General features: G+C 67.4%; 22 protein-coding genes. 10 read left to right on the forward strand and 12 right to left on the reverse strand.

Annotated features, from left to right (window positions below; translation table 11 throughout):
* Entirely contained in the window at positions 1-210 is a 210-nt protein-coding gene (gene thiS, locus CHEID_RS06210) for a sulfur carrier protein ThiS (protein WP_238596892.1), read from the reverse strand.
* Entirely contained in the window at positions 207-1319 is a 1113-nt protein-coding gene (gene thiO, locus CHEID_RS06215) for a glycine oxidase ThiO (RefSeq protein ID WP_112769697.1), read from the reverse strand. Before thiO ends, thiS begins: the two co-directional genes overlap by 4 nt.
* A 24-nt stretch (positions 1320-1343) precedes the next feature.
* Here thiO and thiE point away from each other — a divergent pair, with 24 nt between their 5' ends.
* Positions 1344-2018, forward strand: a complete 675-nt coding sequence (gene thiE, locus CHEID_RS06220) for a thiamine phosphate synthase (RefSeq protein WP_112769710.1) — start codon at positions 1344-1346, stop codon at positions 2016-2018.
* Positions 2019-2034: 16 nt separating this feature from the next.
* Here the strand turns inward: thiE and rsmD are convergent, their stop codons facing one another.
* The 5 genes from rsmD to CHEID_RS06245 are packed head-to-tail and all read right to left on the reverse strand — an operon-like array spanning position 2035 to position 7922.
* Positions 2035-2598 (reverse strand): 16S rRNA (guanine(966)-N(2))-methyltransferase RsmD, encoded by a 564-nt coding sequence (gene rsmD / locus CHEID_RS06225; protein ID WP_112769696.1) that lies wholly within the window; start codon positions 2596-2598, stop codon positions 2035-2037.
* A 28-nt stretch (positions 2599-2626) separates the two neighbouring features.
* Entirely contained in the window at positions 2627-4801 is a 2175-nt protein-coding gene (locus CHEID_RS06230) for an ATP-dependent DNA helicase RecG (protein ID WP_273660994.1), read from the reverse strand.
* Position 4802: 1 nt separating this feature from the next.
* Positions 4803-6260, reverse strand: coding sequence for a DAK2 domain-containing protein (locus tag CHEID_RS06235; RefSeq protein ID WP_273660995.1), 1458 nt, complete (start codon positions 6258-6260; stop codon positions 4803-4805).
* Positions 6261-6270: 10 nt separating this feature from the next.
* Positions 6271-6876 (reverse strand): uracil-DNA glycosylase, encoded by a 606-nt coding sequence (locus CHEID_RS06240; protein WP_420536401.1) that lies wholly within the window; start codon positions 6874-6876, stop codon positions 6271-6273.
* A gap of 23 nt (positions 6877-6899) precedes the next feature.
* Positions 6900-7922, reverse strand: a complete 1023-nt coding sequence (locus CHEID_RS06245) for a thiamine-phosphate kinase (RefSeq protein ID WP_273660996.1) — start codon at positions 7920-7922, stop codon at positions 6900-6902.
* 28 nt (positions 7923-7950) lie between these two features.
* On the opposite strand from CHEID_RS06245, the gene CHEID_RS06250 reads away from it, so the two are divergent.
* Entirely contained in the window at positions 7951-8964 is a 1014-nt protein-coding gene (locus tag CHEID_RS06250; protein WP_181645968.1) for a DUF3515 domain-containing protein, read from the forward strand.
* On the opposite strand, the gene CHEID_RS06255 is transcribed toward CHEID_RS06250, so the two are convergent.
* Complete coding sequence (locus CHEID_RS06255; RefSeq protein WP_112770206.1) at positions 8930-10024, reverse strand: D-alanine--D-alanine ligase family protein; 1095 nt, start codon at positions 10022-10024, stop codon at positions 8930-8932. The genes CHEID_RS06250 and CHEID_RS06255 overlap by 35 nt on opposite strands.
* A gap of 11 nt (positions 10025-10035) precedes the next feature.
* Positions 10036-11016, reverse strand: coding sequence for an NAD(P)H-dependent glycerol-3-phosphate dehydrogenase (locus tag CHEID_RS06260; RefSeq protein WP_273661502.1), 981 nt, complete (start codon positions 11014-11016; stop codon positions 10036-10038).
* A gap of 114 nt (positions 11017-11130) precedes the next feature.
* On the opposite strand from CHEID_RS06260, the gene CHEID_RS06265 reads away from it, so the two are divergent.
* A complete protein-coding gene (locus CHEID_RS06265; RefSeq protein WP_273660998.1) occupies positions 11131-12150 on the forward strand; it encodes an NUDIX hydrolase in 1020 nt (339 codons plus the stop codon).
* A gap of 4 nt (positions 12151-12154) precedes the next feature.
* Here the strand turns inward: CHEID_RS06265 and leuD are convergent, their stop codons facing one another.
* Both leuD and leuC read right to left on the reverse strand, forming a co-directional pair.
* Positions 12155-12757 carry a 3-isopropylmalate dehydratase small subunit gene (gene leuD / locus CHEID_RS06270; RefSeq protein WP_112770209.1) on the reverse strand — a complete coding sequence of 201 codons (603 nt, stop codon included), beginning with the start codon at positions 12755-12757 and terminating at the stop codon, positions 12155-12157.
* Positions 12758-12813: 56 nt separating this feature from the next.
* The gene (leuC, locus tag CHEID_RS06275) at positions 12814-14262 is read right to left on the reverse strand and encodes a 3-isopropylmalate dehydratase large subunit (protein ID WP_112770210.1); all 1449 of its coding nucleotides are present in this window, start codon (positions 14260-14262) and stop codon (positions 12814-12816) included.
* Positions 14263-14369: 107 nt separating this feature from the next.
* On the opposite strand from leuC, the gene CHEID_RS06280 reads away from it, so the two are divergent.
* The 3 genes from CHEID_RS06280 (at position 14370) to CHEID_RS06290 (ending at position 17229) form a co-directional block, all read left to right on the forward strand.
* On the forward strand, positions 14370-15092 hold the full coding sequence (locus CHEID_RS06280) for an IclR family transcriptional regulator (RefSeq protein WP_112770211.1): 723 nt from the start codon (positions 14370-14372) through the stop codon (positions 15090-15092).
* Between the two features lie 113 nt (positions 15093-15205).
* Positions 15206-16117 carry a GDSL-type esterase/lipase family protein gene (locus CHEID_RS06285; RefSeq protein WP_273661001.1) on the forward strand — a complete coding sequence of 304 codons (912 nt, stop codon included), beginning with the start codon at positions 15206-15208 and terminating at the stop codon, positions 16115-16117.
* Between the two features lie 11 nt (positions 16118-16128).
* Positions 16129-17229, forward strand: a complete 1101-nt coding sequence (locus tag CHEID_RS06290) for a M24 family metallopeptidase (RefSeq protein ID WP_112769673.1) — start codon at positions 16129-16131, stop codon at positions 17227-17229.
* On the opposite strand, the gene CHEID_RS06295 is transcribed toward CHEID_RS06290, so the two are convergent.
* The gene (locus CHEID_RS06295; protein ID WP_112769672.1) at positions 17226-18740 is read right to left on the reverse strand and encodes a peptide MFS transporter; all 1515 of its coding nucleotides are present in this window, start codon (positions 18738-18740) and stop codon (positions 17226-17228) included. The genes CHEID_RS06290 and CHEID_RS06295 overlap by 4 nt on opposite strands.
* Positions 18741-18939: 199 nt before the next feature.
* Here CHEID_RS06295 and CHEID_RS10555 point away from each other — a divergent pair, with 199 nt between their 5' ends.
* Genes CHEID_RS10555 through kdpC form a run of 4 tightly spaced genes read left to right on the forward strand, consistent with a single transcriptional unit; the run spans position 18940 to position 23418 of the window.
* Positions 18940-19032: a potassium-transporting ATPase subunit F gene (locus CHEID_RS10555; protein ID WP_112769671.1), complete on the forward strand. Its 93-nt coding sequence runs from the start codon at positions 18940-18942 to the stop codon at positions 19030-19032.
* Positions 19029-20681 (forward strand): potassium-transporting ATPase subunit KdpA, encoded by a 1653-nt coding sequence (kdpA, locus tag CHEID_RS06300; RefSeq protein ID WP_112769670.1) that lies wholly within the window; start codon positions 19029-19031, stop codon positions 20679-20681. The genes CHEID_RS10555 and kdpA overlap by 4 nt, the downstream gene beginning before the upstream one ends.
* On the forward strand, positions 20678-22783 hold the full coding sequence (kdpB, locus tag CHEID_RS06305; RefSeq protein WP_112769669.1) for a potassium-transporting ATPase subunit KdpB: 2106 nt from the start codon (positions 20678-20680) through the stop codon (positions 22781-22783). Before kdpA ends, kdpB begins: the two co-directional genes overlap by 4 nt.
* Positions 22780-23418 carry a K(+)-transporting ATPase subunit C gene (gene kdpC, locus CHEID_RS06310; RefSeq protein WP_112769668.1) on the forward strand — a complete coding sequence of 213 codons (639 nt, stop codon included), beginning with the start codon at positions 22780-22782 and terminating at the stop codon, positions 23416-23418. Before kdpB ends, kdpC begins: the two co-directional genes overlap by 4 nt.
* Positions 23419-23431: the final 13 nt, after the last annotated feature.

Below are 23431 nucleotides of genomic sequence, written 5' to 3' on the forward strand. Positions count from 1 at the left end.
TCAACCTCCTTGGACGGCGGTGACGATGTCGATCTCGCCGGCCACGGGCGTTTCGCCCCACTTGCTGCGGGGGACCACGCTGCGGTCCTGGCTAACAGCAATGCCGGGGCCCCCGCTGTGGCCGAGCTTGTCCACGAGGTCCGCGATGGTCTCCCCGGCCGCCGGGGTGTAGTCCTCACCGTTGAGGGTGCACATGCTGTGGTTGCTCACTTCCTGGTTGAGTGTTCGAGCGGAGAATGGGTGAAGCGTCTCAGCCGAACGGACTGCGCCAGCGGGCCGTTACCGCCCTCCCCTAGCACCACGTCCGCGGCCAGTCGAGCTCCTATGGGTGCCAACAGGATTCCGTGCCGGGAAAATCCCGCGGCCACGCTGATGTGATCGGCGACACGGTCGATGATGGGCACGTCGTCCCCGGACGCGGGGCGTGCGCGGGCTGTGAGTTCGGTGATCTCGCACTCCCACACGCTCGGCAGGATGCGGTGGGCATCGTGGAGTAGTTGGAACACGCCCTCGGCGGATACTCCGGTGAGGTCATCCTCCCTGGAGGTGGCGCCCAGTACGAGGGAGCCATCGGCGCGGGGAACGAGGTACACCGGGCGCCCCTGGACCATAGCCCGGACGGTGGACGTGATGAGGTGATCCCGATGGGCGGGCATCATCATGCGGATGACGTCTCCGTGGACGGCGCGGATCGGTAGGTCCACCAGCTCCGGGGCGTTAAGCCCATTGGCCACGAGGACGTGATCGACGCGCAGGTCCTCACCCTCGGCGAGGCGAAGGATGGGCCCGTTTTCTGCCTCGATGGCCTTAACGCGGGTGCGGCGAACCTGCCCGCCGGCCTGCAGAACCTGCGCCAGCAGAGCCGAGCCGAGCCGACGGGGGTCCACCTGGTGGTCCCCGGGGATGCGCACGGCCCCGGCGATGGCGGTGCCCAGGTTCGGCTCGAGGGCGCGGGCAGCGCGGGTGGTGATGACCTCACACTCCATGTCCATCCGGCGTTGGAACTCGGCGAGGGTGGCCAGGAACTCCCGGTCGGCGGCATCGGCGGCGATGACGAGGGTCTCCGTGGTGCGATACGCGGCATCCGCCTCGATCCCAGCCAGGAATTCTGGGTACATCCGCGCGGAGGTGGCCATGAGCGGGTAGAGGTCATCTTGGTCGTAGGTGACTTCCGCGACGGGGGCCAGCATGCCCGCTGCGGCGTGGGTGGCCCCGGAAAGGGGCTCCGGGTCCACGAGAGTGACGCGGTGACCCCGGCGGGACAGCTCCCGCGCGGTAGCGACTCCGATGAGACCGGCACCGACAATCCCGATATGCATGCGATCCACCTTAGTATGGGGCCCATGTCCCCCTCGCCGAAGTCCGACCTTGCCGCCCGGCGCCGCGCCGCGCTGCAGCGTGCCCGCCTGTACCTCTGCATCGATGCCCGCTCCGCCCAGGGGGATCTGGCCGAGTTTGTGGACGCCGCCTACGCCGGTGGCGTGGACATCATCCAGCTTCGGGATAAGTCTCTGGAGGCCCGGGCAGAAATCGAGGCCCTGGAGGTCCTTGGGGATGCCGCCCGGCGCCACGGGAAGCTGTTCGCAGCAAATGATCGGGCGGACGTGGCGGCCCTCGTCGGTGCCGATGTCTTTCACGTGGGCCAGGGGGATCTTACGACGGCCCAGGCCCGGCAAATCCTCGGCGACGATATGATCATCGGGCGCTCCAACAATTCGTTAGAACAATTTTCTGCATCCTATGCGGATCCGGGCCTGGACTACGCGGTCATCGGGCCCGTCTGGCCCACCCCCACGAAGCCTGGCCGTCCCGCAGTGGGGTTGGACACGGTCCGCTCGGTCGCCCAGCACGCGGGCACCGGCACCAAACCGTGGTTCGCCATTGGGGGTGTGGACGCCACCAACCTCGCGCAGGTCAAGAGCGTCGGTGCCGAGCGCATAGTCGTCGTGCGCGCCATTGCGGATCCCCCCGACCCCGCCGAGGCCGCCCGGTTACTGCGCGCGCAACTGCCGCAGTGATGAGCCCCGCCAGTAGTCAACCCCGCCAAATGGCCATGTCGAAGCGGGCGATGCCGTGGGTCCGCTTCTTCAGCTTCTGCCCTGTCGGCTCGAAGCCGCTGGGCCAGTCCGTCTCCGCGCTATCCCGGTGCCGTTCCACCACCACGACCGCGTCCGGGCGCAGAGCGGGGATGAGGGCCCGCACCATCTCCCCCACCGCCTCATCCGCCAACTCGTACGGTGGGTCCGCCAGCACCATGCTGTAGTGCCGCCGCGGCGCCGTGGCCAGGAAGCTCGAGGCCTTCGCTTCCACGACGTGCACCCTGGGGTGCTCAACCACCGCCGCGTTGGCCTTGATCACCTCCACCGCAGCGTGGTTGTTGTCCACGAGGGTGACCTCCTCCGCCCCCCGGGAGGCCGCCTCCAAACCCAGAGCCCCGGAACCCGCGAAGAGATCCAACACCACTTCCCCGTCGAAGCCGAAGCGCACCTGCAGGGAGGAAAACAGTCCCTCCTTGGCCCGATCCGAGGTGGGACGGGTGCCCTGCGGCGGAACTTTGATCTTGCGGCCCCGGGCCTGACCAGAAATAATGCGGCTCACCCGTCACATCATAACGGCCCCTCACCCATCAGCTGCGCTCGATGTAATCCTGCTCCGCCAGCTCGATGTTCACCACCAGCGCCCGGGCCAGGGACTCGTCGTACTCCACCAGCTCCTCGGCGTAACGCCGGGCCTCCCGCACGATGTCCTCATCCTCCGCCAGGTCCAGCAGGCGAGCCCGCCGGTACCGGGCCCCGGATTGGTCCTGGCCCAGCACATCCCCCTCCGTGCGCTGGCGCAGATCTAGCTCCGCCAGCTCGAAACCGTCCTGGGTCCCCGCCACCGCCGCCAAGCGCTGCAGGCCCTTGGACTCGGGTTCCGCGTTGGTGTACAGCAGGCACCAGGAGTCCGCCGACCCGCGACCCACTCGACCCCTGAGCTGGTGAAGTTGGGAAACGCCCAGGCTATCGGCGTCGATAATGACCATCATGGAGGCATTGGGCACATCCACCCCCACCTCGATCACCGTCGTGGCCACCAGCACCGAAATCTCCCCGGCCACGAAGGCGCGCATCACCTCCTCCTTCTCCTCGGTCGGCAGCCGCCCGTGCATCACCCCGATGCGACAGCCCGCCAGGGGCCCCTCGGCCAACTGCTCGGCCCACGCCAGGACCCCGTGGTGGCCCTCGATGCGCGGCACCACGACATAGGCCTGGTGCCCGGCGCGCACCTCCTCCACCACCCGCTGCCACATCCGCTCCACCCAGCGGGGGCGATCCCCGTGAACCACAGCCGTCCCGATCTGGCCGCGCCCCTGGGGCACCCCGGTGAGTCGAATGTGGGTGAGGTCCCCGAACATCGTCATCGCGACGGTTCGTGGGATGGGGGTGGCCGTCATCACCAGGATGTGGGGGGTGCGATCCTCCGGGGCATCCTGCCGCAGCTTGTCGCGCTGGTGTACCCCGAAGCGGTGCTGCTCGTCCACGACCACCAGGCCCAACCGGTAGAAGACCACGTGCTCCTGGATGAGCGCATGAGTGCCCACGACGATGTCCGATTCCCCGCTGACCAGATCTAACAGCGCCGCTTTGCGCTCCCCCGCGCGCTGGGAGCCGGTCAGCAGGGTCACTTTCACCCCCGTGCCCTCCAACAGGGAGGTGAGGGTCCGGGCGTGCTGGACGGCCAGCACCTCCGTGGGGGCGATGAAGGCGCATTGGAAACCGGCGTCCACTGCGGACGTCATTGCCAACAGGGCCACGATGGTCTTCCCGGAGCCCACCTCTCCCTGCAGCATGAGGCTGGCGGGGTCCGTGGAATCCAGGGCGGTCTCGATGTGCTCGAGGGCATCGCGCTGGCCCGGCGTGAGCGCGTAGGGCAGGCCCTCGCGCAGCGTGCGGGTGTGGGTCCCGCCGCCGACGGGGATGGGCACCGCCGTCCGCTTCGCCGCATCCACCCGCCGCAGCGCCATGACCAACTGCAGCTCCAGGGCCTCGTTGAACTTCAACCGAGCCGTCGCAGCCTCGGGGCCCTCATCCGGGGGTTGGTGGATTTCCCGCAGGGCCCGGGCGAAATCGATCAGGGGTTCTCCCGTCGGCCCCACCGGCCACGCGGGGGCTGCTCGCCCCTCGGTGGGGCGCGGCAGGACCTCTTTGGGTTCCCGCATGGCCCGCAGCACCCGGTCCATCACGCCGATGAGTTCCGCCGTGGAGGTCCCGGCGCGGCGCGGATATCCGGGCAGGAAAGGCCGGGAGAGCAGCTTTTGCGCGCCGCTGTAGGACCCGGCGATGTCCACGATCGTGCGCAGCGGCCCGAAAGCACCGAACTCCCCGTCCGGGCCCATCTCCACGGTGACGTAACTGGGATTCTTCAACTGCCACTGATCCCGGTACAGGGCCACCTTGCCGTAGAGCATGACGATGGACCCGGGGGTGAGCACCTGCTTGTGCGCCTTGACGTTACCGAAGATCGCGCTGGTCATGTGCAGGGCCCCGTCCGTGAAGCTGAACCGCAGCAGTTTGCGGGGCCCGCGGGGGGAGGGATTTGTCCACTCCTCGGCGTGGAGGATCTTAGCCACGCAGGTGTACTTCTCGCCCTCGGCGAGGATCGCCAGGGAGCGGGTGGAGCCGGTGCGGATGTAGGTGGCGGGGAAGTTCAGCACGGCGTCCGTGACCGTCTTCAGCCCCGGCTTGTCGGCCAGCGCCGCCGCCCGCTTGGGGGAAGCGATGACCTGCGATAGGGGGCGGGGGTCCTCCCATCCGAGCACGCTATTCCACCCCCACCTGTAGCGCCTCGGCCATCCCCTCGGCCGGGTAGGCGTGCCATTCGATGTCCGGCCACGTCGCCCGCACCCACGAACCCAGCTCGTCGAGGTCGGCCTCGGTCAGCGGCGGTGCCCACAGCGCGGTGAGCATCTCCCCGCTGCCGTCCGCCAGGAGTTGGGCCACGAGCTCGCGGGCCCGGGCCGGGGTGCACTCCCCGGGGTCCAGGGTCCCCCAACGTTGGGCGGCGGCGGCTTCCTCCATGTCCGCGACGGTACGGGTGGCACCGGGGTCATCGGCGTCGTACACCGCCAGGGCCGCCAGCCCGGAGACGTAGGAGCCGGCCGCGACGACGAACATCGGCACCTCCTCGGAAATCCCCAGCGCCCCAGTGACCTGCGCGGGATCCGCCTGCAGGCCGTTGGTCACCAGGATCACACCGGTGGGCCGAGGGGTGCCGCAGATCTGCTCCCCCATCTCCAACGCAATGGCGCCCACCGCGTGAAAGAGCTCCGCCAACTGGCTTCGCCCGGAATGCACGAGCGCCACTACGCAGTGCCCCGGTTCCTCGGGCACCCCGGGGAGCGCCTCCAAGCGCAGATCGCTGACCTCCCCCAGCGCGAACGCCCGCTCGATCACTGGTCCCGCCTGATCCGTGTGGACGTGCGCCTTCGCGCAAGATTCGTCGACGGGGCTGAGCATCACCGAATTGCCGTGCTCGGCCAGGTAGCCCCGGAGCTCCTCGCGGTGCGCGGCGGTGGAGCGGAACAAGAACATGACCTCGATCTCCCGGCCACCTGCCCCGCCCTCCGGTTCGGCGGTTGCCTGCGTCTCATCATTGGGGACGCCACCCTCCGGGACCGGGGCGCCCCCCAGCACCGCTCGCAGGGCCTGGAGGATCACCACCAGCCCCCGGCCCCCGGCATCCACAACCCCCGCCCGCGCCAACACCGGCAACTGCTCCGGGGTCCGCCGCAGGGCCTCCTCCGCGGCATGCAGGGCCCCCTCCACCACCTGGGACAGCGCCTGGTCCCGGGTCGCCCCCTCCGCTGCGGCCTGGAGCACGCTGAGGACTGTGCCCTCTACGGGAGCCGCGATGGAGGCGCGCACGAATTCCGCGGCCTGGGCGAGCATGCGGGCCACGGCGGCCCCATCCACCGGACCGTGGGCCGCCGTCTGGGCCAGCGAGCGCATGACCTGGCTGAGCACCATCCCGGAGTTCCCCCGAGCCCCCCGAACCGCGCCCGTGGCCAGGGCCGCGGTGACAGCCGCGCTGTCCTGCTCGTCCACCTCGGCGCAGGCCCGATAGGCACTGGCCATAGTGGCGGCCATGTTCGAGCCGGTATCGGAATCCGGGATGGGGAAGACGTTGAGCCGGTTAATCTCCGCCTGGTGGGTGCGCAACCCCGCGGCCGCTTCGCGGGCCCACCGCACGATGAGCGGGCCGTCGAGGTTGTCTGACATAGCAGCCAGCCTATCCGCCCAGGTTCCAATCCACCGGAGCAGCACCCTGCTGGCGCAGAATCTCGTTGGCGCGGCTGAAGGGCCGGGAGCCGAAGAAACCGCGCCGGGCGGACAGGGGGGACGGGTGCGGGGAGCACACGCAGCGCTCAGCACCGATGATGGGCTGCAGCTTCTGGGCGGGGCGGCCCCACAGGATCGCCGCAAAGTGTTTGTTACCCGCGACCTGCCGCACGGCGGCCTCCGTGATGGCCTCCCACCCCAGGGACTGGTGCGAGTTGGGCTGCCCCGCCCGCACCGTGAGCACCCGGTTGAGCAGCAGGACCCCCTGTTCACTCCACGGGCTGAGGTCCGCCGAGCGAGGGCGGGGATGGCCCGTGTCCGCGCAATACTCGGTGTAGATGTTCTGCAGGGAGCGGGGGATTTCCGCTCCGTCGGAGGAGAAGGCCAACCCCACTGCGTGGCCCGGGGTGGGATAGGGATCCTGACCCACGATGAGCACCTTCACGCTGCTCGGGGGCACCTCGAAGGCCCGCAGGATGCAGTCCTTCGGCGGCAGCACGCGGTGCGTCTCCCCGTCGGCCAGAGCCCGGTCCAGCACATCCTGGAGGCCCTCCAAGTGCCAGTCAGGGTGCACGTAGATCACAGTGATTCCCACCCATCCCGGTAGCGGGGCGACCGGCCATCCACCGTCACCGCCGGAGGATCCACCACCTCCGCGTCCTCGCTCACCGCCACGACGGAGCCGATGACCCGGTATCCGGCGGGCAGGTGCGTTTGCGAGGTCGTGCCGACGAGGGTGTGATCCTCCCCGCCGGTGAGGACCCAGCGCCACGGGTCCTGCCCCGTGCGCTCCGCGGCATGCAGCAACTTCTCGTCGGGGGCGATGGCTGCCGCCGCGAAGTCGATGCACACGCCGGAGCGTTCCGCGATCATTGCCGCGTCCCGGATGAGCCCGTCGGAGTTATCCGTCAGGCTGTTGACCTTCGCCGCGCGCGCACCGCTGCCCCGGCCGGGCGTCAACCGGGGCGCGCAGTGCCAATCCACGAGCTCGCTGAGGACCGCATCGTCCGCGGGCACCGCGCGCCGAGAGCCGAAGTGTTCCAGGATCGCCAGGCCCGCAGCGCTGTGCCCGATAACACCAGAGGCGATCACGCGATCCCCCACGGCGGCGCCATCCAGGGTGAGGGCGGGGGCGGGTCCGACGAGCTCGCCGAGTGCGGTGATGGAGATGACCAGGTCCTTGGAGCGGACCACGTCTCCCCCGACCAGTTCGGCGGACCAGGGACTCGCCGCGTCGTTGATCCCGCGGGCCAACTCGTGGATGTGGGCCAAAGGCAGCTCGGTGGGGGTGGCGATGGCCATGAGCACCGCGGTGGGGCGGGCACCCATCGCCTGGATGTCCGCGAAGTTCTGGGTGATGGCCTTGATGCCCACCTCGTAGGGCGAGGAGTAGCGGAAGGAGAAGTGGCGATCCTGCACCAGGATGTCCGTGGTGCACACGTGGCGGGAGTTGGGCGCGTAGACGTCCAGGACTGCGGCGTCGTCCCCATTGAGCGCACTGGGTGCCGCGGAGCGGATGGCCGCGATGGTCCCGGCCTCCCCGGCTTGGCCGACCGTCACCGCCGACCGCCGATCACGGCGGCTACCTGCGGGATTGCGCATCAGCACCCTCCTAATAAGATTAGGCACCATGACTTTTTCGGGTGCCGGTGGCAGCAGCAACAACCATAGTGCACACCCCCAGGTACCCGCCGGGAGTCAGCGCACCCTGCGCACGGCCATCATCGCCGCCCTCGTCATCGCGGTGTTGTTCGTGGGCGGAGTCATCCTGGGAGCCCGGATGCTCGTGACAAAGCAGGTGTACTCCCCCGTCTCCGTGTCCCCCGTGGATGCCCCGGAGGCCTCTTCGCCCACGTGCTCTGATGTGGTGGGGGCCCTGACGCCACGAGCAGGGCGCTTCACGAAAGTTCCGGTGCAGCAGCCAGAGCCCCCGGGCGTGGGTGCCTACCGAAGCGCCCAGGGCACGGAGCTGACTGTGCGCTGCGGGGTGTACCCGCCGAACCAGTACACCGTCTTGAGCCAGCCCCAGGAAAGTGGTGGGACCAAGTGGCTGGAGCTCAAGGATGCGGTGGACGCCACCGGCCTGCGCACGTGGTACGCGGTCTCCAGCTCCCCGGTCGTCGCGGTGACGAGCACCGCAGATCGCCAGTCGGTCATAGAGGCCCTCACTCCCATCGGTGAGACCGTCAAACAGCACCACGGCTCGGCCCCGGCGCCGACCCCTAAGCCCTATCCGCTGTCCACCGTGGCCCTAGACCCCGCCCACTCCACCGCAGGGCCCGCCTGCAACCGCTTCACGGCCAAGCTGCCCCGCAGCATCGCAAACCACGACCTCGGCAATCTCCCCGGCACGCACCCGCCCTCCCTGTCACACACCTACCTCCCCCACGGGGACGCCCTCGGCACCGGGCCCATCGTGATCCGATGCGGGGTGGCCGTGCCCCCGAGCTACGCCCCCGGGGCCACGCTCACGCAGGTCAACTCCGTGCCTTGGTTCAAGGACACGGCTGACGGACAGGATATCTGGTATGCCCTCGGCCGCGAACGGGTCGTCGCCGTGTCCGCCCCACCCCAATTTGCCGGGGACGCCGTCAACGAGGCCAGCGCGGCTATCGAGCAGACCTTGCCAGCGCGCGGGCAATAAGCGTGTCCAGCAGCTCCGGGTACTCCATCCCGGAGGCCAGGAACATCTGGGGGTACATGCTGATGGGCGTGAAGCCCGGCAGCGTGTTCGGCTCGTTGAGGACCGGGCCCCGCTCGGTGACGAAGAAGTCCACCCGCGCCAGGCCCTCGCACCCCAGGGCCTCGAAGGTCTTCACGGCCCAGTGCTGCACATCCGCTGTGGTCTGCTCGTCCATTTGCGCGGGGATCTGGGCGGATACGGTGTTCGCGAGGTACTTGGCGTCGAAACCATAGAATCCCTCCTCCCCATCCTCGGTGCCCAGGAGCATGGCAGGCACGGAGGCAACCACCCGGCCGTCCGGATGCTGCAGCACACCGCACTCCACCTCCCGGCCATGCAGCATGGCCTCCACCACCGCCTTGGAATCATGGGAGAATGCCAGCTCCAGGGCCGCCGGGAAATCGGACCACTCGGTGACCTTGGAGATGCCGATGGAGGACCCGCCCCGCGCCGGCTTGACGAACACCGGCAGGCCCAGCGCATCCCGTTCCTCCTGGGTGAGGTCACGGCGCTCGGTGAGCACGACCTCCGCCCCCACCGGGATCCCCGCCTCCCGGGCCAGGCGCTTCGTGAAGACCTTGTCCATCGCCGCGGCGGAAGCTAGGACCCCGTTGCCCACGTAAGGCACCCCCGCCAGGTCCAGCAGGCCCTGCATGGTCCCATCCTCCCCGTTCTTACCGTGCAGCACGGGGAAGACCACATCCGCCACCGCATACACCTCGCCGGCGCGCGGCCCCGTGGAAAAGCGCAGCTCCCCGGGGTTGGGCCCGCCGAACATGAGTTGCAGGTGCTCCGGGCCGTCGGGGACCTCCGGTAGCTCGCGGCCGTGGGCCGACAGCGCCTGGGTGTCCGTCGTGCCCGGCACCCAGGCACCCTGTGGCGTGATCCCGACCGGGGCGATCTCGTAGCGTTCCGGGTCCAGGTTGCCGATAATCGCACCGGCGGAGATGCAACTGACGGAGTGCTCGGAGGATTGGCCGCCGTACAGGACGGCTACGGTGATCTTCGCTGTTTGGTCCACGGTGGATGAGTCTATTCGGCTTTGCGGCTGCGTCCGAGGAGGGCGCGGATCGTGTCCGTCGGGGAGGCACCGTGATGGCAGATATCCACGACCGCCTGGGTGATGGGCATCTCCACCCCCTGCTGCGTGGCCAGGTTCAACACGGACTCGGAGCTGACCACCCCTTCGGCGACCTGTCCCCGGTTGGCCTCGGTGGCCTGCTGCGTGCTCTCCCCCTGGCCCAGGCGCTCCCCGAAGGTGCGGTTGCGCGACAGCGGGGAGGTGCAGGTGGCCACGAGGTCCCCCATCCCCGCAAGCCCCGCCATCGTGCGGGCATCGGCCCCCAACTGCAGGGCCAGGCGGGTGGTTTCCGCCAGACCGCGGGTGATGACGGTGGCGGCCGTGTTGTAGCCGAAGCCCATCCCGGCGGCGATGCCCGCGGCTAGGGCGATGACGTTCTTGGACGTGCCCGCGATCTCGCAGCCCACCACATCCGTGTTGGTGTAGGGGCGGAAGTAGGGCGCGGCGACGGCGGCCTGCACCAACTGGGCGCGGTCCATGTTCTCGCAGGCCACCACGGTCGCGGCGGGTTGCTCCCCGGCGACCTCCTTGGCCAGGTTGGGGCCCGTGAGAACAGCGACCCGGTGGGCCTCGGCCCCGGCGACCTCCGCGATGACCTGGCTCATCCGCATGCCGGTGCGGTGCTCGATGCCCTTGGCCAGGCTGACCAGAGTGGCATCCGGGGGCAGGTGGGGCCGCCACGTCCCCAGGTTGTCGCGCAGCGTCTGGGAGGGCACGCCGAGCACCACGATCTCCGCGCCTTCCAGGGCCGCTTCGGGATCGGTGGTGGCGGTGATGGCTTCCGGGAGGGTCAGCCCCGGCAGATAGGCCTCGTTGCGGTGGCGCTCCCGCACATCGGCGGCCACCTCCTCCCGCCGGGCCCACAGGGAGACCCCATTGCCGGCATCCGCAAAGACCTTCGCCACCGTGGTGCCCCAGGAACCGGCCCCCATCACCGCTATCTGCACTGCGCTCCTCTCATCGACCGACTACTTCGTTATACGATAACGGGGCGCGCGCAGTTGCAGCGCACCTATCAACAACCTTTTCGGAAGGTACTCTTTCGCGTGATTTCCCATACCGGCACTGGTGACCTCTCCACCTCCCTAGCGATGGCCCACCACGGCACCGGCCACGTGGGCAGGATTGGCTCCAGCCCCGCCGAAGAGTTCGCCCGCCCCACCTTCGCCGCCGGGGCCCTGCTGTGGCGGCACAGCAAGTCCGCGACGGGACGCGCGGAGGGCACGGACATCGAGATCGCGCTCATCCACCGGCCCCGCTACGACGACTGGACCCTGCCCAAGGGGAAGGTGGACCCAGGCGAGAACCTCCCGGGCACCGCGGTGCGGGAAATTCGGGAGGAGACCGGCTTCGAGGCGCGATTGGGCTGGCTGCTGGGCTACGTGCACTACCCGGTGGGTTCCCGCACGAAGGTGGTCTACTACTGGACGGCGGAGGCGATCGGCGGAAAGTTCGAGGCCAACGAGGAGAGCGACGATCTGAAGTGGGTCGCCCCCAACAAGGCGGCCAAGATGCTGTCCTACGACATCGACCGCGATGTGGTGGAGGCCGGGCGGGCCATGCTGGCCCTGGGGTGCGACCGGCGGGTGTTGTACATCCGGCACGGCAAAGCCCACGAGCGCAAGGGATGGGGCGGGGATGACGACCTGCGGCCCCTCAACAAGAAGGGGCGCCGCCAGTCGGAGATGCTCTCGAGCGCGGTAGAGGGGTACCGGCCGGAGGCAGTGTTCTCCGCCAAGCCCGATCGCTGCGTTCACACCGCCACGCCTGTCGCCCAGGACCTCGGGTTGACCGTGGAGGTGGAACCGGAGTTGGGGGACGCGGGCTGGTCCGTATCCCCCGATGTGGCATTGTCCGCTTTTGCCCGAGCCACGGCGGATACCCCGGTCAGCGCCGTGATCGCGCAGGGAGCTGTGATCCCGGGGGTGCTGGCCCGGCTGGCGGGTCAAAACGGCGTGGAGATCGAGGATCTGCGGTGCAAGAAGTCCAGCATCTGGGTGCTGCACTTTGCCGGTGAAGAGCTGCTGGGGCTGGACTATCTGGCCAGCCCCCTGCCCGTGAAGTAGGAGGCTACTGGGCGGCCGGCAAGGTCTTCGGCTTGAACGACGGCCGGTGGGCCTCGAACTCGCTGATGGCATCCTCCTGGCGGAGGGTCAGGCCCACGTCGTCGAGGCCCTCCATAAGCCGCCAGCGGGTGTAGTCATCCACCTCGAACTGGAAGGTGTGCGTCCCCAACTCGGCAGTGCGCTCTTCCAGGTTGACCCGCATCTGGGCACCCGGTTCCTGCTCCAGCAGCTTCCAGATCAGCTCGATATCGGATTGCTCCAGCACCGCTGCCAGCAGGCCGGACTTGCCGGCGTTACCGCGGAAGATGTCGGCGAAGCGGGAGGATAAGACCACCTTAAAGCCGTAGTCCATGAGTGCCCAGACCGCGTGTTCGCGGGAGGAGCCGGTGCCGAAGTCCGGGCCTGCGACGAGGACGGAGGCCTGCTGGTAGGGCTCCTGGTTGAGGACGAACTGGGGGTCCTTCTTGCGCCAGGCGGCGAAGAGGCCGTCCTCAAAGCCGGTACGGGTGACCCGCTTGAGGTACACCGCAGGGATGATCTGGTCGGTGTCCACGTTGGACCGCATGAGGGGGGCGGCCACGCCGCTGTGGGTGGTGAATTTCTGCATGTTCCTTCACATTCCTCGTTGCTGTAATGCCTCGTTGCTGTAGCGCCTCGTTGTTCTTACTGGGCGGCTGCGAGATCCGCCGGGCTAGACAGGTGCCCTGTCACGGCGGTAGCTGCGGCGACGGCCGGGGAGACCAGGTGGGTGCGAGAGCCCTTACCCTGCCGCCCCTCGAAGTTTCGGTTGGAGGTCGATGCGCTGCGCTGTCCCGGCTCCATCTGATCCGGATTCATTCCCAGGCACATGGAGCAGCCTGCGGTGCGCCATTGGGCCCCGGCGTCCATGAAAATCCGATCCAGACCTTCGGCCTCCGCCTGCATCTTGACGCGCGTGGAGGAAGGCACCACAAGCATGTCCACACCGTCCGCCACCTTCCGGCCGCGCAGGACGTCGGCCGCGATCCGCAGGTCCTCGATGCGGGAGTTGGTGCAGGAGCCAAGGAAGACGGTATCCACCTCGATCTCCCGCAGCGGGGTTCCGGGGGTGAGGTCCATGTACTCCAGGGCGCGTTCGGCGGCGGCGCGGTCGTTGTCGTTGTGGAAATCCTCCGGGGCGGGCACCGCCGCGTCCAGGGGGAGGCCCTGTCCCGGGTTCGTGCCCCAGGTCACGAAGGGCGTTAGCGCGGAGCCGTCGATGTGCACCACCTCGTCGAACTGGGCTCCCTCGTCGGTGGGGAGTGTCTTCCAGTAGGCCACCGCGGCCTCCCAGTCCTCTCCCTTGGGGGCGTGGGGCCGGGCCTTGAGGTAGTCGAACGTGGTCTCGTCCGGGGCGATCATGCCGGCCCGGGCTCCGGCCTCGATGGACATGTTGCACATTGTCATGCGGGCTTCCATGGACAGCTTCCGGATGGCCTCGCCCCGGTATTCCAGGATGTAGCCCTGGCCGCCGCCAGTGCCGATCTTGGCGATGATGGCCAGGATGAGGTCCTTGGAGGTCACCCCGGGCTGCAACTGGCCGGACACCTCTATGGCCATGGTCTTGAAGGGCTTCAGCGGCAGCGTCTGCGTGGCCAGCACGTGTTCCACCTCGGAGGTGCCAATGCCCATCGCGATGGATCCGAAGGCGCCGTGGGTGGAGGTGTGGGAGTCCCCGCAGACCACGGTCATGCCCGGCTGGGTGAGGCCCAGTTGGGGCCCGACGGTGTGCACGATGCCCTGGTCGATGTCCCCCATGGGGTGCAGGCGGATGCCGAACTCTTCGGTGTTCTTGCGCAACGTGGAGACCTGCAGGCGGGAGGTTTGATCCTCGATATCCAACAGATTGCCGCCGGCCACCCCGGTGGTGGGGACGTTGTGATCCTCTGTGGCGATGGTCAAGTCCGGACGCCGAACCTGCCGGCCGACTTGGCGCAATCCATCGAAGGCCTGAGGGGAGGTCACTTCGTGGACCAGGTGGAGGTCGATGTAGAGCAGGTCCGGTCCGCCGTTGGAGCCGGGAGCGACCACGTGATCGCGCCAGACCTTTTCGGCGAGGGTGAGCGGCGCAGCTCCGGGTTGTTCCTGTGTCACCTGTGCAGTCCTCCTGGTCCTCGAAGCAATTTGGCGGAGGTCAGGGCGACGGTTGGCCGCGCTTACCTACCCTCCGTTCCACAGTGTGGAATGTATAGTACCAAAGTATGGGAAATAACGCGGAAGCGCCGAGGACGAGCGGCATCCAGGTTTTGGACCGGGCGGTGCATATCCTCACCGCCATCGCCGACCAACCCCGCACGCTCACCCAACTGTGCGAGGCCACCCAGCTCCCCCGGGCCACCGCCCATCGAATCGCGGTGGCCCTGGAAAAACACCGGCTCATCGCTCGCCAGCCGGACGGCAGTTGGACCAGTGGGCCGGCGCTAGCGGATCTCACCCCCAGCTCTCGCTCCCGGCTCGAGCTGGCTGCGGAGACCTATTTACCAGGCCTCATGGCCGCCGTCGGTGAATCGGTGCAGATCTACCGGATAATCGGGGACGAGCGGATCTGCATCGCCAACGCGGAGCCGACAACAGGCTTGCGGGATACCGTCCCCGTGGGGCACCGCATGAGCCTGCGGGCGGGTTCCGCAGCCAAGGTTCTGGTGGCCTATGCGCCCACCCCCTTTCAACAGGCCGTGCTGCAGCAGGCGGCCTATACCCAGGAGGACCTCAAGCGGGTGGCGAAGGAAGGTATCGCGGAGTCGCGAGCAGAGCGGGATCCCAGCCTCGCCTCCGCGAGCGTTCCTCTTTTCGATTCTCATGGAGCCATGATTGCGGCCCTGTCCGTGTCGGGGCCGGTGGACCGGATGGGGCTACACCCCGCCGCCCAGTACGGCGAGGCCCTGCGGGAAACTGCGGCTCGAATTTCGGAACATATCGGCTAGCTACTACCCCCGGGGATACCCCCGCAGCCGCGCTTTCGTCGCGCCCCGGAAAATACCTCAGTGTTAATCTGCATTTTAATCGCAACGGTTCCTGAGAGATGGGTCCCCCGCTCATGCCAATCCCCCGCCGCACCGCCGCCCTCCTCCTCGCCGCCGCGGCCACCGCCGACCTCGGCGCAACACCCGCCATAGCCGCCCCCGTCGGATCCTCCAACGCCGCCGCCCCGGAAGTGCCCAAGGATCCCAACAATCCCATGGACTTCCCGCCCACCGGCCCCAATGTCGTCGTCCTCGGCGATTCCTTCATGGCCAACCCGGACCTCATCTACGACCTCGGCAAATACGTCTGGCCCGGCATCGTCCCCACCTCCCTGCCCCGCCAGGACGGTTGCCTACAGACGGACGACAACGCCGCCCGCCAGCTAGCCGCCCTCACCCAGCGTCGGGTGGATGACTGGTCCTGCCCCGGCCAGACCTCCGTTGCTCTCGTGGAGCGCACCCGCACCGCCATCGCGAAGAAATACCTGGGCCCCGCCACCACCAGTGTGGTCATCGGCATCGGCGGTAACGATTCCGGCCCCTTTGCGGCCCAGCAGGGCATTGACGTGAACAACCCTCAAGCTGTTCACGATGCCCTGACGACCAATATGCGGCTCGTGGCGTCCGATATTCACGGCGCCGCACCCAACGCCAAGATCATTATGGTGGGCCTGCCCGAAATATCCGCCGGGCCCAACATCTGTGTGATCAACGTCGTCCCAGGGGCCCCGGGCGCCGTTCCCTTCGGCGTCAGCGATTTCGAGCAGCGGGTTCGAACCAATCAGCGGGACGCCGCGGCGGCAGTCGGCGCGACCTTCGTGGACGTTCATGAACAAACCCGCGGCCACAACACCTGCGCGCCCGATGACCAGCGCTACGTCGCCGGCATCATCGATACGACCAGCCCCAAGTATCATTTCGTGGTGCACCCCACCGTGCTGGGGTCCCGGGCGATCGCTGAGGGAGCGGCGAACGCCCTGGCGTAGCGTAGAACAGCATGAGTGATTCCTTCCCCCTGAGCACTTATGCCCGCCGCCTCGACCAGGCCGCCCGCCTCGCCGCGGACGCCGGCCTGGATGGCATCATCGCAACCCCCGGCCCGGACCTCGAGTTCCTGATCGCCGCCCGCCTGGCCACTCACGAGCGTTTCGCCGGCCTACTGCTCACCCCCACCGCGCGCCGCCTCATCGTCCCGGCCGTGGACGCCGCCTCCCTGAAGCACTCACCGGCCGGCCAGCTCGGCATCGATATCGTCGGTTGGCAGGATGGCGAGGACCCCTACGGCCACATCCCCGCCGGACGTTTCGCCGTGAGCCCCGCGATGACTGCCGATCACCTGCTGCGGTTGCAAGGCGGCGGTGTCTCGGCCGTGGATGCCACCGGTGTTCTCTCCGGGATTTTTGTGATTAAGGACGCCAATGAGATAGCGCAACTCCGCCACGCCGCGGAGGCTATCGACGATGTGCATCGTGCGGTGCCAGCGCTTCTGCGCCCTGGCGTCACCGAAAAAGAGGTGGCCGAGGAGCTGGATCAGCGGATCATCGCCAACCACGGCACCACGGACTTCGTCATTGTCGGCTCCGGGCCGCACGGCGCGGACCCCCACCACGACTACTCCGACAGGCAGTTGCAACCGGGTGACGTTGTGGTGGTGGACATCGGCGGCACCCTGCCCAGCGGTTATCACTCCGACTGCACCCGCATGTACGTCGTCGGCGGGCCCACCGCTGAGCAGCAGCGCATTTACGACGTGCTGCGCCAAGCCCAGGAGGCCGGGGTGGCCTTCGCACGCCCGGGGGTCACGGCTGCCCAGGTGGACCGGGTGGTTCGGGAGGTCATTGAGAACGCCGGATACGGGGAGGCTTTCATCCACCGCACCGGACACGGCATTGGCCTATCCTGCCATGAGGAGCCGTCCATTATGGCTGGTAACGACCTCGAGCTAAAGGAGGGCATGGCCTTCTCCATCGAGCCGGGCGTGTACTTTCCCGGCCAGTGGGGCGCCCGGATCGAGGACATCGTGGTCCTCACAAGCGATGGCGCGCAGCCGCTGAACCGGACCACGCACGACCTGGTCCGGGTGCCCTCCTCCGCCTAGCGGACGTCCACGAACTTGCGCAGGACCCACCGGCGCGATGCGAGAATGGCCAGGCCCAGGGCCACGGTCACGATGAACGTCACCAGGAAGTAGGAGCGCTCCGCCGCCGCGCTGGAGGGGTCGTAGAACCGCGCCAGGGACCCGGAAAGCGCCGTTCCCAAGCCGATGGACAGCATCCACAGCGCGTACATCCGCGTGGGGAACGCCTGCGGCGCCAGCCTGGTGGCCATTGAATTGCCCACCGGGCTGAGTAGCAGCTCTGCCATGGTGAACAGGAAGATAATGGCGACGAACGCCCACATGGGGGTGGAATTGGCCCCTCCGCCGGCAAAGGGGAGGAACAAAAGCAGCGCCACCCCGATGATGACCAGCGACGAAGCGAACTTCGTCACATAGGAGGGCTGCCGGTCCCCCAGCCGGGTCCACACCGCCGCGAACACTGCCGCAAAGATGATGATGAAGGCGGGGTTGATGGACTGCACCATGCCCGGGGGCATCTCCCAGCCGAAGATGCTGCGGTTGAGCCGCTGATCCGAGTAGACGGCCAACACGGTGAACTGCTGTTGGAACAGCGAGAAGAAGGCCACCCCCGCGATGAACATGGGGATGAAACCCACGAGGCGGGATCGCTCTTCGGCGGTCACCAGATCGGAGCGGTACATCTGCAACCACAGGATGACGGCGATGACCAAGGTGGCCAGCGCGGCCATGTTGGCCAACTGGCTGACGTGCAAAACGCCCGTAATGAACAGGACTACGACAACTGCGATGACCGCCGCTGCGCCCAGGAAGATCGGCAGGTACTGGCGACGCGGAAGTGGGTTGGCGACCTGGTGGCCTGCGTCCTTAATCGTCTGCTTCCGCATCGCCGCGTACTGGATGAGGCCCACGGCCATCATGACCGCCGCGGCCCCGAAGCCCCAGTGGAATCCCCGCCAGCCCCACAGGGCATTGGTGATGAACGGGCCCACCAGGGCGCCGATATTCACGCCCATGTAGTAGATGGAGAAACCGCCGTCGCGCCGGGGGTCATCCCGGTGGTACAGCGCGCCGAGGACCACAGAGGTGGTGGTCTTGAGCGCACCGGAGCCCACGGCGATGCACACGAGGCCCACTACCACTCCGGTGAACCCCGGCAGCAGCGCCAGGCTGATGTGCCCGATCATCACCAGGATCGCGGCATAGAACAGGGTCCGCTCGGCGGAAAGAATCCGGTCGGCTACCCACGCCCCGGCCACGCTGGTGAGGTAAACGAGGCCGCCGTAGGCCCCGACGATGGACAGGGCGCTGGCCTCATTCATGCCGAGGCCACCCTGGGCGGCCGAGTAGTAGAGGTAGTAGGCCAGCAGCGCCTGGAGGCCGTAGAAGCTGAACCGCTCCCACATCTCCACCCCGGAGAGGTTCGCCAGCCCCCAGGGATGGCCGAAGAAGGTGCGCTCCCCCGACTGGTCCGCCGGGGGATCTGGTTGGTGATGCTGCGCGGCATTGGGCGCGGAATCCGATTGGGTCATCGCTTTATTGCAGCACAATGATGCGGAAATCTCAGCAAGGGGGGGTGTTGCAGGCTCTTGTTAGGAAAGCGTCAAGAACTTCCTTACGCACCTCGGGGAGGGTTTATGTTGCCCGCATGATCTACGACGTTTTGCTGATCGCCGCCACCTGTGTGGCTTTCGCGCTCATGCAGTTTGCCGTGAAGGCGGTGCATAAGCTGTGAGCTGGGAGTTGATTGTCGGGGCAGTCCTGGGACTGCTGGCCATCTGCTACCTGTTGGTAGCCCTCGTGAATCCGGAGCGATTCTCGTGAGCGGCACGTGGACAGGGTGGATCCCTGTAGCCATCATTCTGCTGGCGCTGGCCCTCGTTTACGTACCCCTGGGCAACTACATAGCCCGGGTCTTCAGCAGCGAGCACGATACCGCCGTGGAACGGGCCCTGTACAAGATCACCGGGGTCAACCCCAAGGGCAAGCAGCACTGGACGAAGTACGCCTCCTCCGTGCTGGCTTTCTCCGTGGTCTCCATCGTCGTTCTCTACTTGCTGCAGCGGGTTCAAGGGCACTTGCCGCTGGCCCACGGCATGGGTGCTGTGCACCCGGACCAGGCGTGGAACACGGCCGTGTCCTTCGTGACCAACACGAACTGGCAGTCCTACTCCGGTGAGGAGGCAATGACCCAGCTCACGCAGATGGCCGGGCTCGCCGTGCAGAACTTCGTCTCCGCCGCAGTGGGTATCTCCGTGGCCATTGCCCTCGTGCGGGGCCTGGCCAACCGCGAGGGCGACGGTGTCATCGGTAACTTTTGGGTCGACCTCACCCGCACGCTCATACGCATTCTGCTGCCGATCGCCCTGGTCGGCGCGGTGCTGCTGATCACCCAGGGTGCCATCCAGAACTTCAACGCTCCGCAGAGCTTCCCCACCATCGCCGGTGGGGAGCAGAGCATCCCCGGCGGCGCGGTGGCCAGTCAAGAAGTGATCAAGGAGCTGGGCACGAACGGTGGCGGTTACTTCAACGCCAACTCGGCCCACCCCTACGAAAACCCCACCATGTGGTCCAACGTGCTGGAGATCTTCCTCATCCTGGTTATCCCGGTGAGCCTGACCCGCACCTTCGGCAAGCTTGTCCGCGATGTGCGCCAGGGCTGGGCCCTGCTGGCCACCATGGCGGTGCTGTTCTTCGCCTCCTTCGCCGTCGTCGCGGCCTCCGAGTCCTCCCTGGGCATCCCCGGCGGTGGCGCGATGGAGGGCAAGGAATACCGCTTCGGCGTGATCCCGTCGTCCTTCTTCGCTGTATCCACGACGATGACGTCCACGGGTGCGGTGGACTCCTTCCACTCCAGCTATTCCCCGCTGGGTGGCTGCATGCTCATCCTGGACATGATGCTGGGCGAAATCTCCCCCGGCGGCGTGGGCTCGGGCCTCTACGGCATGCTCATCATCGCCATCCTCAGCGTCTTCGTCGCGGGCCTCATGGTTGGCCGCACCCCGGAATACCTGGGCAAGCGCATCGGTATCAGCGAAATCACGAAGGCGAGCATGTACCTGCTCATCATGCCCGCCTTGGTGCTGGCGGGCGTGGGCATCTCCACGATGCTGCCGGATACCCGGGATTCGATGTCCACCACCGGCCCCCACGGCTTCTCGGACATCGTTTACGCCTACACGAGTGCCTCGAACAACAACGGTTCGGCCTTCGCCGGGTTCGGCGCGGATACCCCTTGGTTCAACATCTCCCTGGCGGTGGCGATGATGCTCGGGCGCTTCCTGCCCATTATCTTCGCCTTGGCCCTGGCCGGCGCATTCGCCAAGCAGCGCCCCGCCGAGGCCACGGCGGGTACCCTGCCCACCCACCGACCGCAGTTCGTCGGCGTGATGGTGGGGATTGCCCTCATCCTCGGCGCACTGACCTTCCTGCCCACCCTCGTTCTCGGCCCGTTGACGGAGGCGCTGCAATGACAACCGCAACCCATAGCCCCGCTAAAGCGCCGGAGAAGAAACCCGGGCTTAGCTCGCAGATGGCCGCCGCCCTCCCCCTGGCGGTCAAGAAGATGAACCCGCGCAGTCTGATCAGCGTGCCGGTGATGTTCCTGGTGGAGGTGGGCGCGGCATTCACGCTCGTGCTCGCCATCGTGCACCCCTCGGTGTTCACGTGGTCCATCACGGTCTGGCTGTGGCTCACCGTGCTTTTCGCCACCCTCGCGGAGGCAGTGGCCGAGGGCCGGGGCAAGGCCCAGGCCGAGTCCCTGCGCAAGACGCGCACGCAGTCCGTGGCCCACAAGCTGACGGGGGAAGCCACCCCTGCCGCCATCGAGAAGGCCATGGCTGCGCAGGAGGCCCAGACGGAGGAGATCCCCTCCGACCAGCTCCGCCCCGGGGACACGGTCATCGTCACCGCCGGCCAGACCATCCCGGGCGACGGCGACGTCATCGCCGGTGCCGCCAGCGTGGACGAGTCCGCCGTCACAGGCGAATCCGCCCCCGTAATCCGTGAATCCGGTGGGGACCGCAGCGCCGTGACCGGCGGCACGCGGGTTCTCTCGGACTGCATCGCGGTGAACATCACCAGCCACCCCGGGGAGAGCTTCATCGACCGGATGATCGGCCTGGTGGAGGGCGCGCAGCGCAAGAAGACCCCGAACGAGTTGGCCCTGGGCACCCTGCTCATCGTGTTGACCATCATCTTCCTCATCGTGGTGATGGCGCTGGCCCCCATGGCGGCGTTCAACGGGGCGGAGCAGTCCCCGGTCGTCCTGGTGGCCCTGCTCATCTGCCTGATCCCCACGACCATCGGTGCCCTGCTCAGCGCGATCGGTATCGCCGGCATGGACCGGCTGGTTCAGCACAACGTCCTGGCCATGTCCGGGCGCGCCGTGGAGGCCGCTGGGGACGTGTCCACCCTGCTGCTGGACAAGACGGGCACCATCACCATCGGCGACCGCCAGGCCACGGAGTTCGTTACCGTCGGCGAGGTGGGCCAGGACGAGTTGAACCGCGCCTGCCTGCTGTCCTCCCTGGCGGACGAGACCCCGGAGGGCCGCTCCATCGTGACCCTGGCGGAGAAGTTGGGCACCGAGGAGATCCCGGAGTCCACCTACCGCCACGCGGAGTTCATCCCCTTCACCGCTCAGACCCGCATGTCCGGCATCGAGCTGCCCGGCGATGAGCATGGTGGCACCCCCCAGAAGATCGTGAAGGGGGCCGCCTCGGAGGTCTGCAAGATGGTGGAAGAGGCCGGCGGCATAGTTCCCCCGGAGACCACCGACGTGGTCACCCGGATCAGCAACGACGGTGGCACCGCGCTGGTGGTAGCAACCGATAACGCGGTCCTGGGCGTCATTCACCTCAAGGACATCGTGAAGCCGGGCATGACCGAGCGTTTCGAGCAACTGCGCACGATGGGCATCCGCACCGTGATGATCACGGGCGATAACCGCCTGACCGCGCAGGCCATCGCGAAGGAGGCGGGCGTGGATGACGTGCTCGCCGAGGCCACCCCGGAGGACAAGCTGGCGCTGATCCGCAAGGAGCAGTCCACGGGCCGCCTCGTGGCCATGACCGGGGATGGCACGAACGATGCCCCCGCCCTGGCGCAGGCGGATGTGGGCGTGGCCATGAATACGGGCACCACCGCCGCCAAGGAGGCCGGGAACATGGTGGATCTGGATTCGGATCCCACCAAGCTCATCGACATCGTCGCCATTGGAAAGCAGTTGCTCATCACGCGTGGTGCCCTGACGACATTCTCGATCGCCAACGATATTGCGAAATACTTCGCGATTATCCCCGCTATGTTTGTCGTCGCTTTCCCCGGTTTGTCCGCGCTGAATGTGATGCGCCTGCACAGCCCGGAATCGGCCATTCTGTCCGCCGTGATTTTCAACGCCATCATCATCATTGCGCTGATTCCCCTGGCGCTGAAGGGCGTGAGTTACCGAGCGGGTTCTGCGGCGAAGCTCCTGTCGCGCAACCTCACCATTTTCGGCCTGGGCGGGGTGATTGTCCCGTTCATCGGCATCAAGATTATTGACCTCATCGTGTCTGGAGTGTTTGGACTATGACCACCGAAGCTATCCCCGAGACGGATCGCGCGACCCGCAGGTCCCTGCGTTCTTCCAATTCCTCTTCGCGGGTTTTGCTCACGGCTATCCGCTCCGTTGTGCTGTTCACCGTTGTGCTGGGAATCGTTTACCCGCTCGTGGTATTCGGGATCGGGCGGTTGATGCCGAATAAGGCCGATGGGTCCATGGTTCATAATTCGGCCGGGCAGGTGGTGGGTTCTTCCCTCATCGGCCAGGCGGTGGATAAGCCCGGATTCTTCTTCCCCCGTCCCTCGGCGGCCGGTGATGAGCCGGGGTACGACGCCATGAGCTCCGGCGCTTCCAATATCTCCCCCGCAGACCAGAAGTACCGCGCGGATATAGCGCAACTGCGCGAAAAGATCGCCACCCGGGAGGGCGTGAGCGTGGAGCGGGTGCCGGTAGATGCCATCACCTCCTCCGGTTCCGGCCTGGATCCCCAGATCTCGCGGGCCTACGCGGACCTGCAGGTCAACCGGGTGGCCAAGGAGCGCGGCGTGCCCGTGGAGCGGGTTCGGGGCCTCGTGGAGGAGCACACCCACACCAGTTTCAACGGCGCCGCCGACGGCAAGCCGGTGAACGTGGTGGAGCTCAACGAAGCCCTCACCCGCATCTAGGCCCGGGGGTTAG

The sequence above is a fragment of the Corynebacterium heidelbergense genome, from assembly GCF_028609845.1.
Taxonomy (GTDB): Bacteria; Actinomycetota; Actinomycetes; order Mycobacteriales; family Mycobacteriaceae; genus Corynebacterium; species Corynebacterium heidelbergense.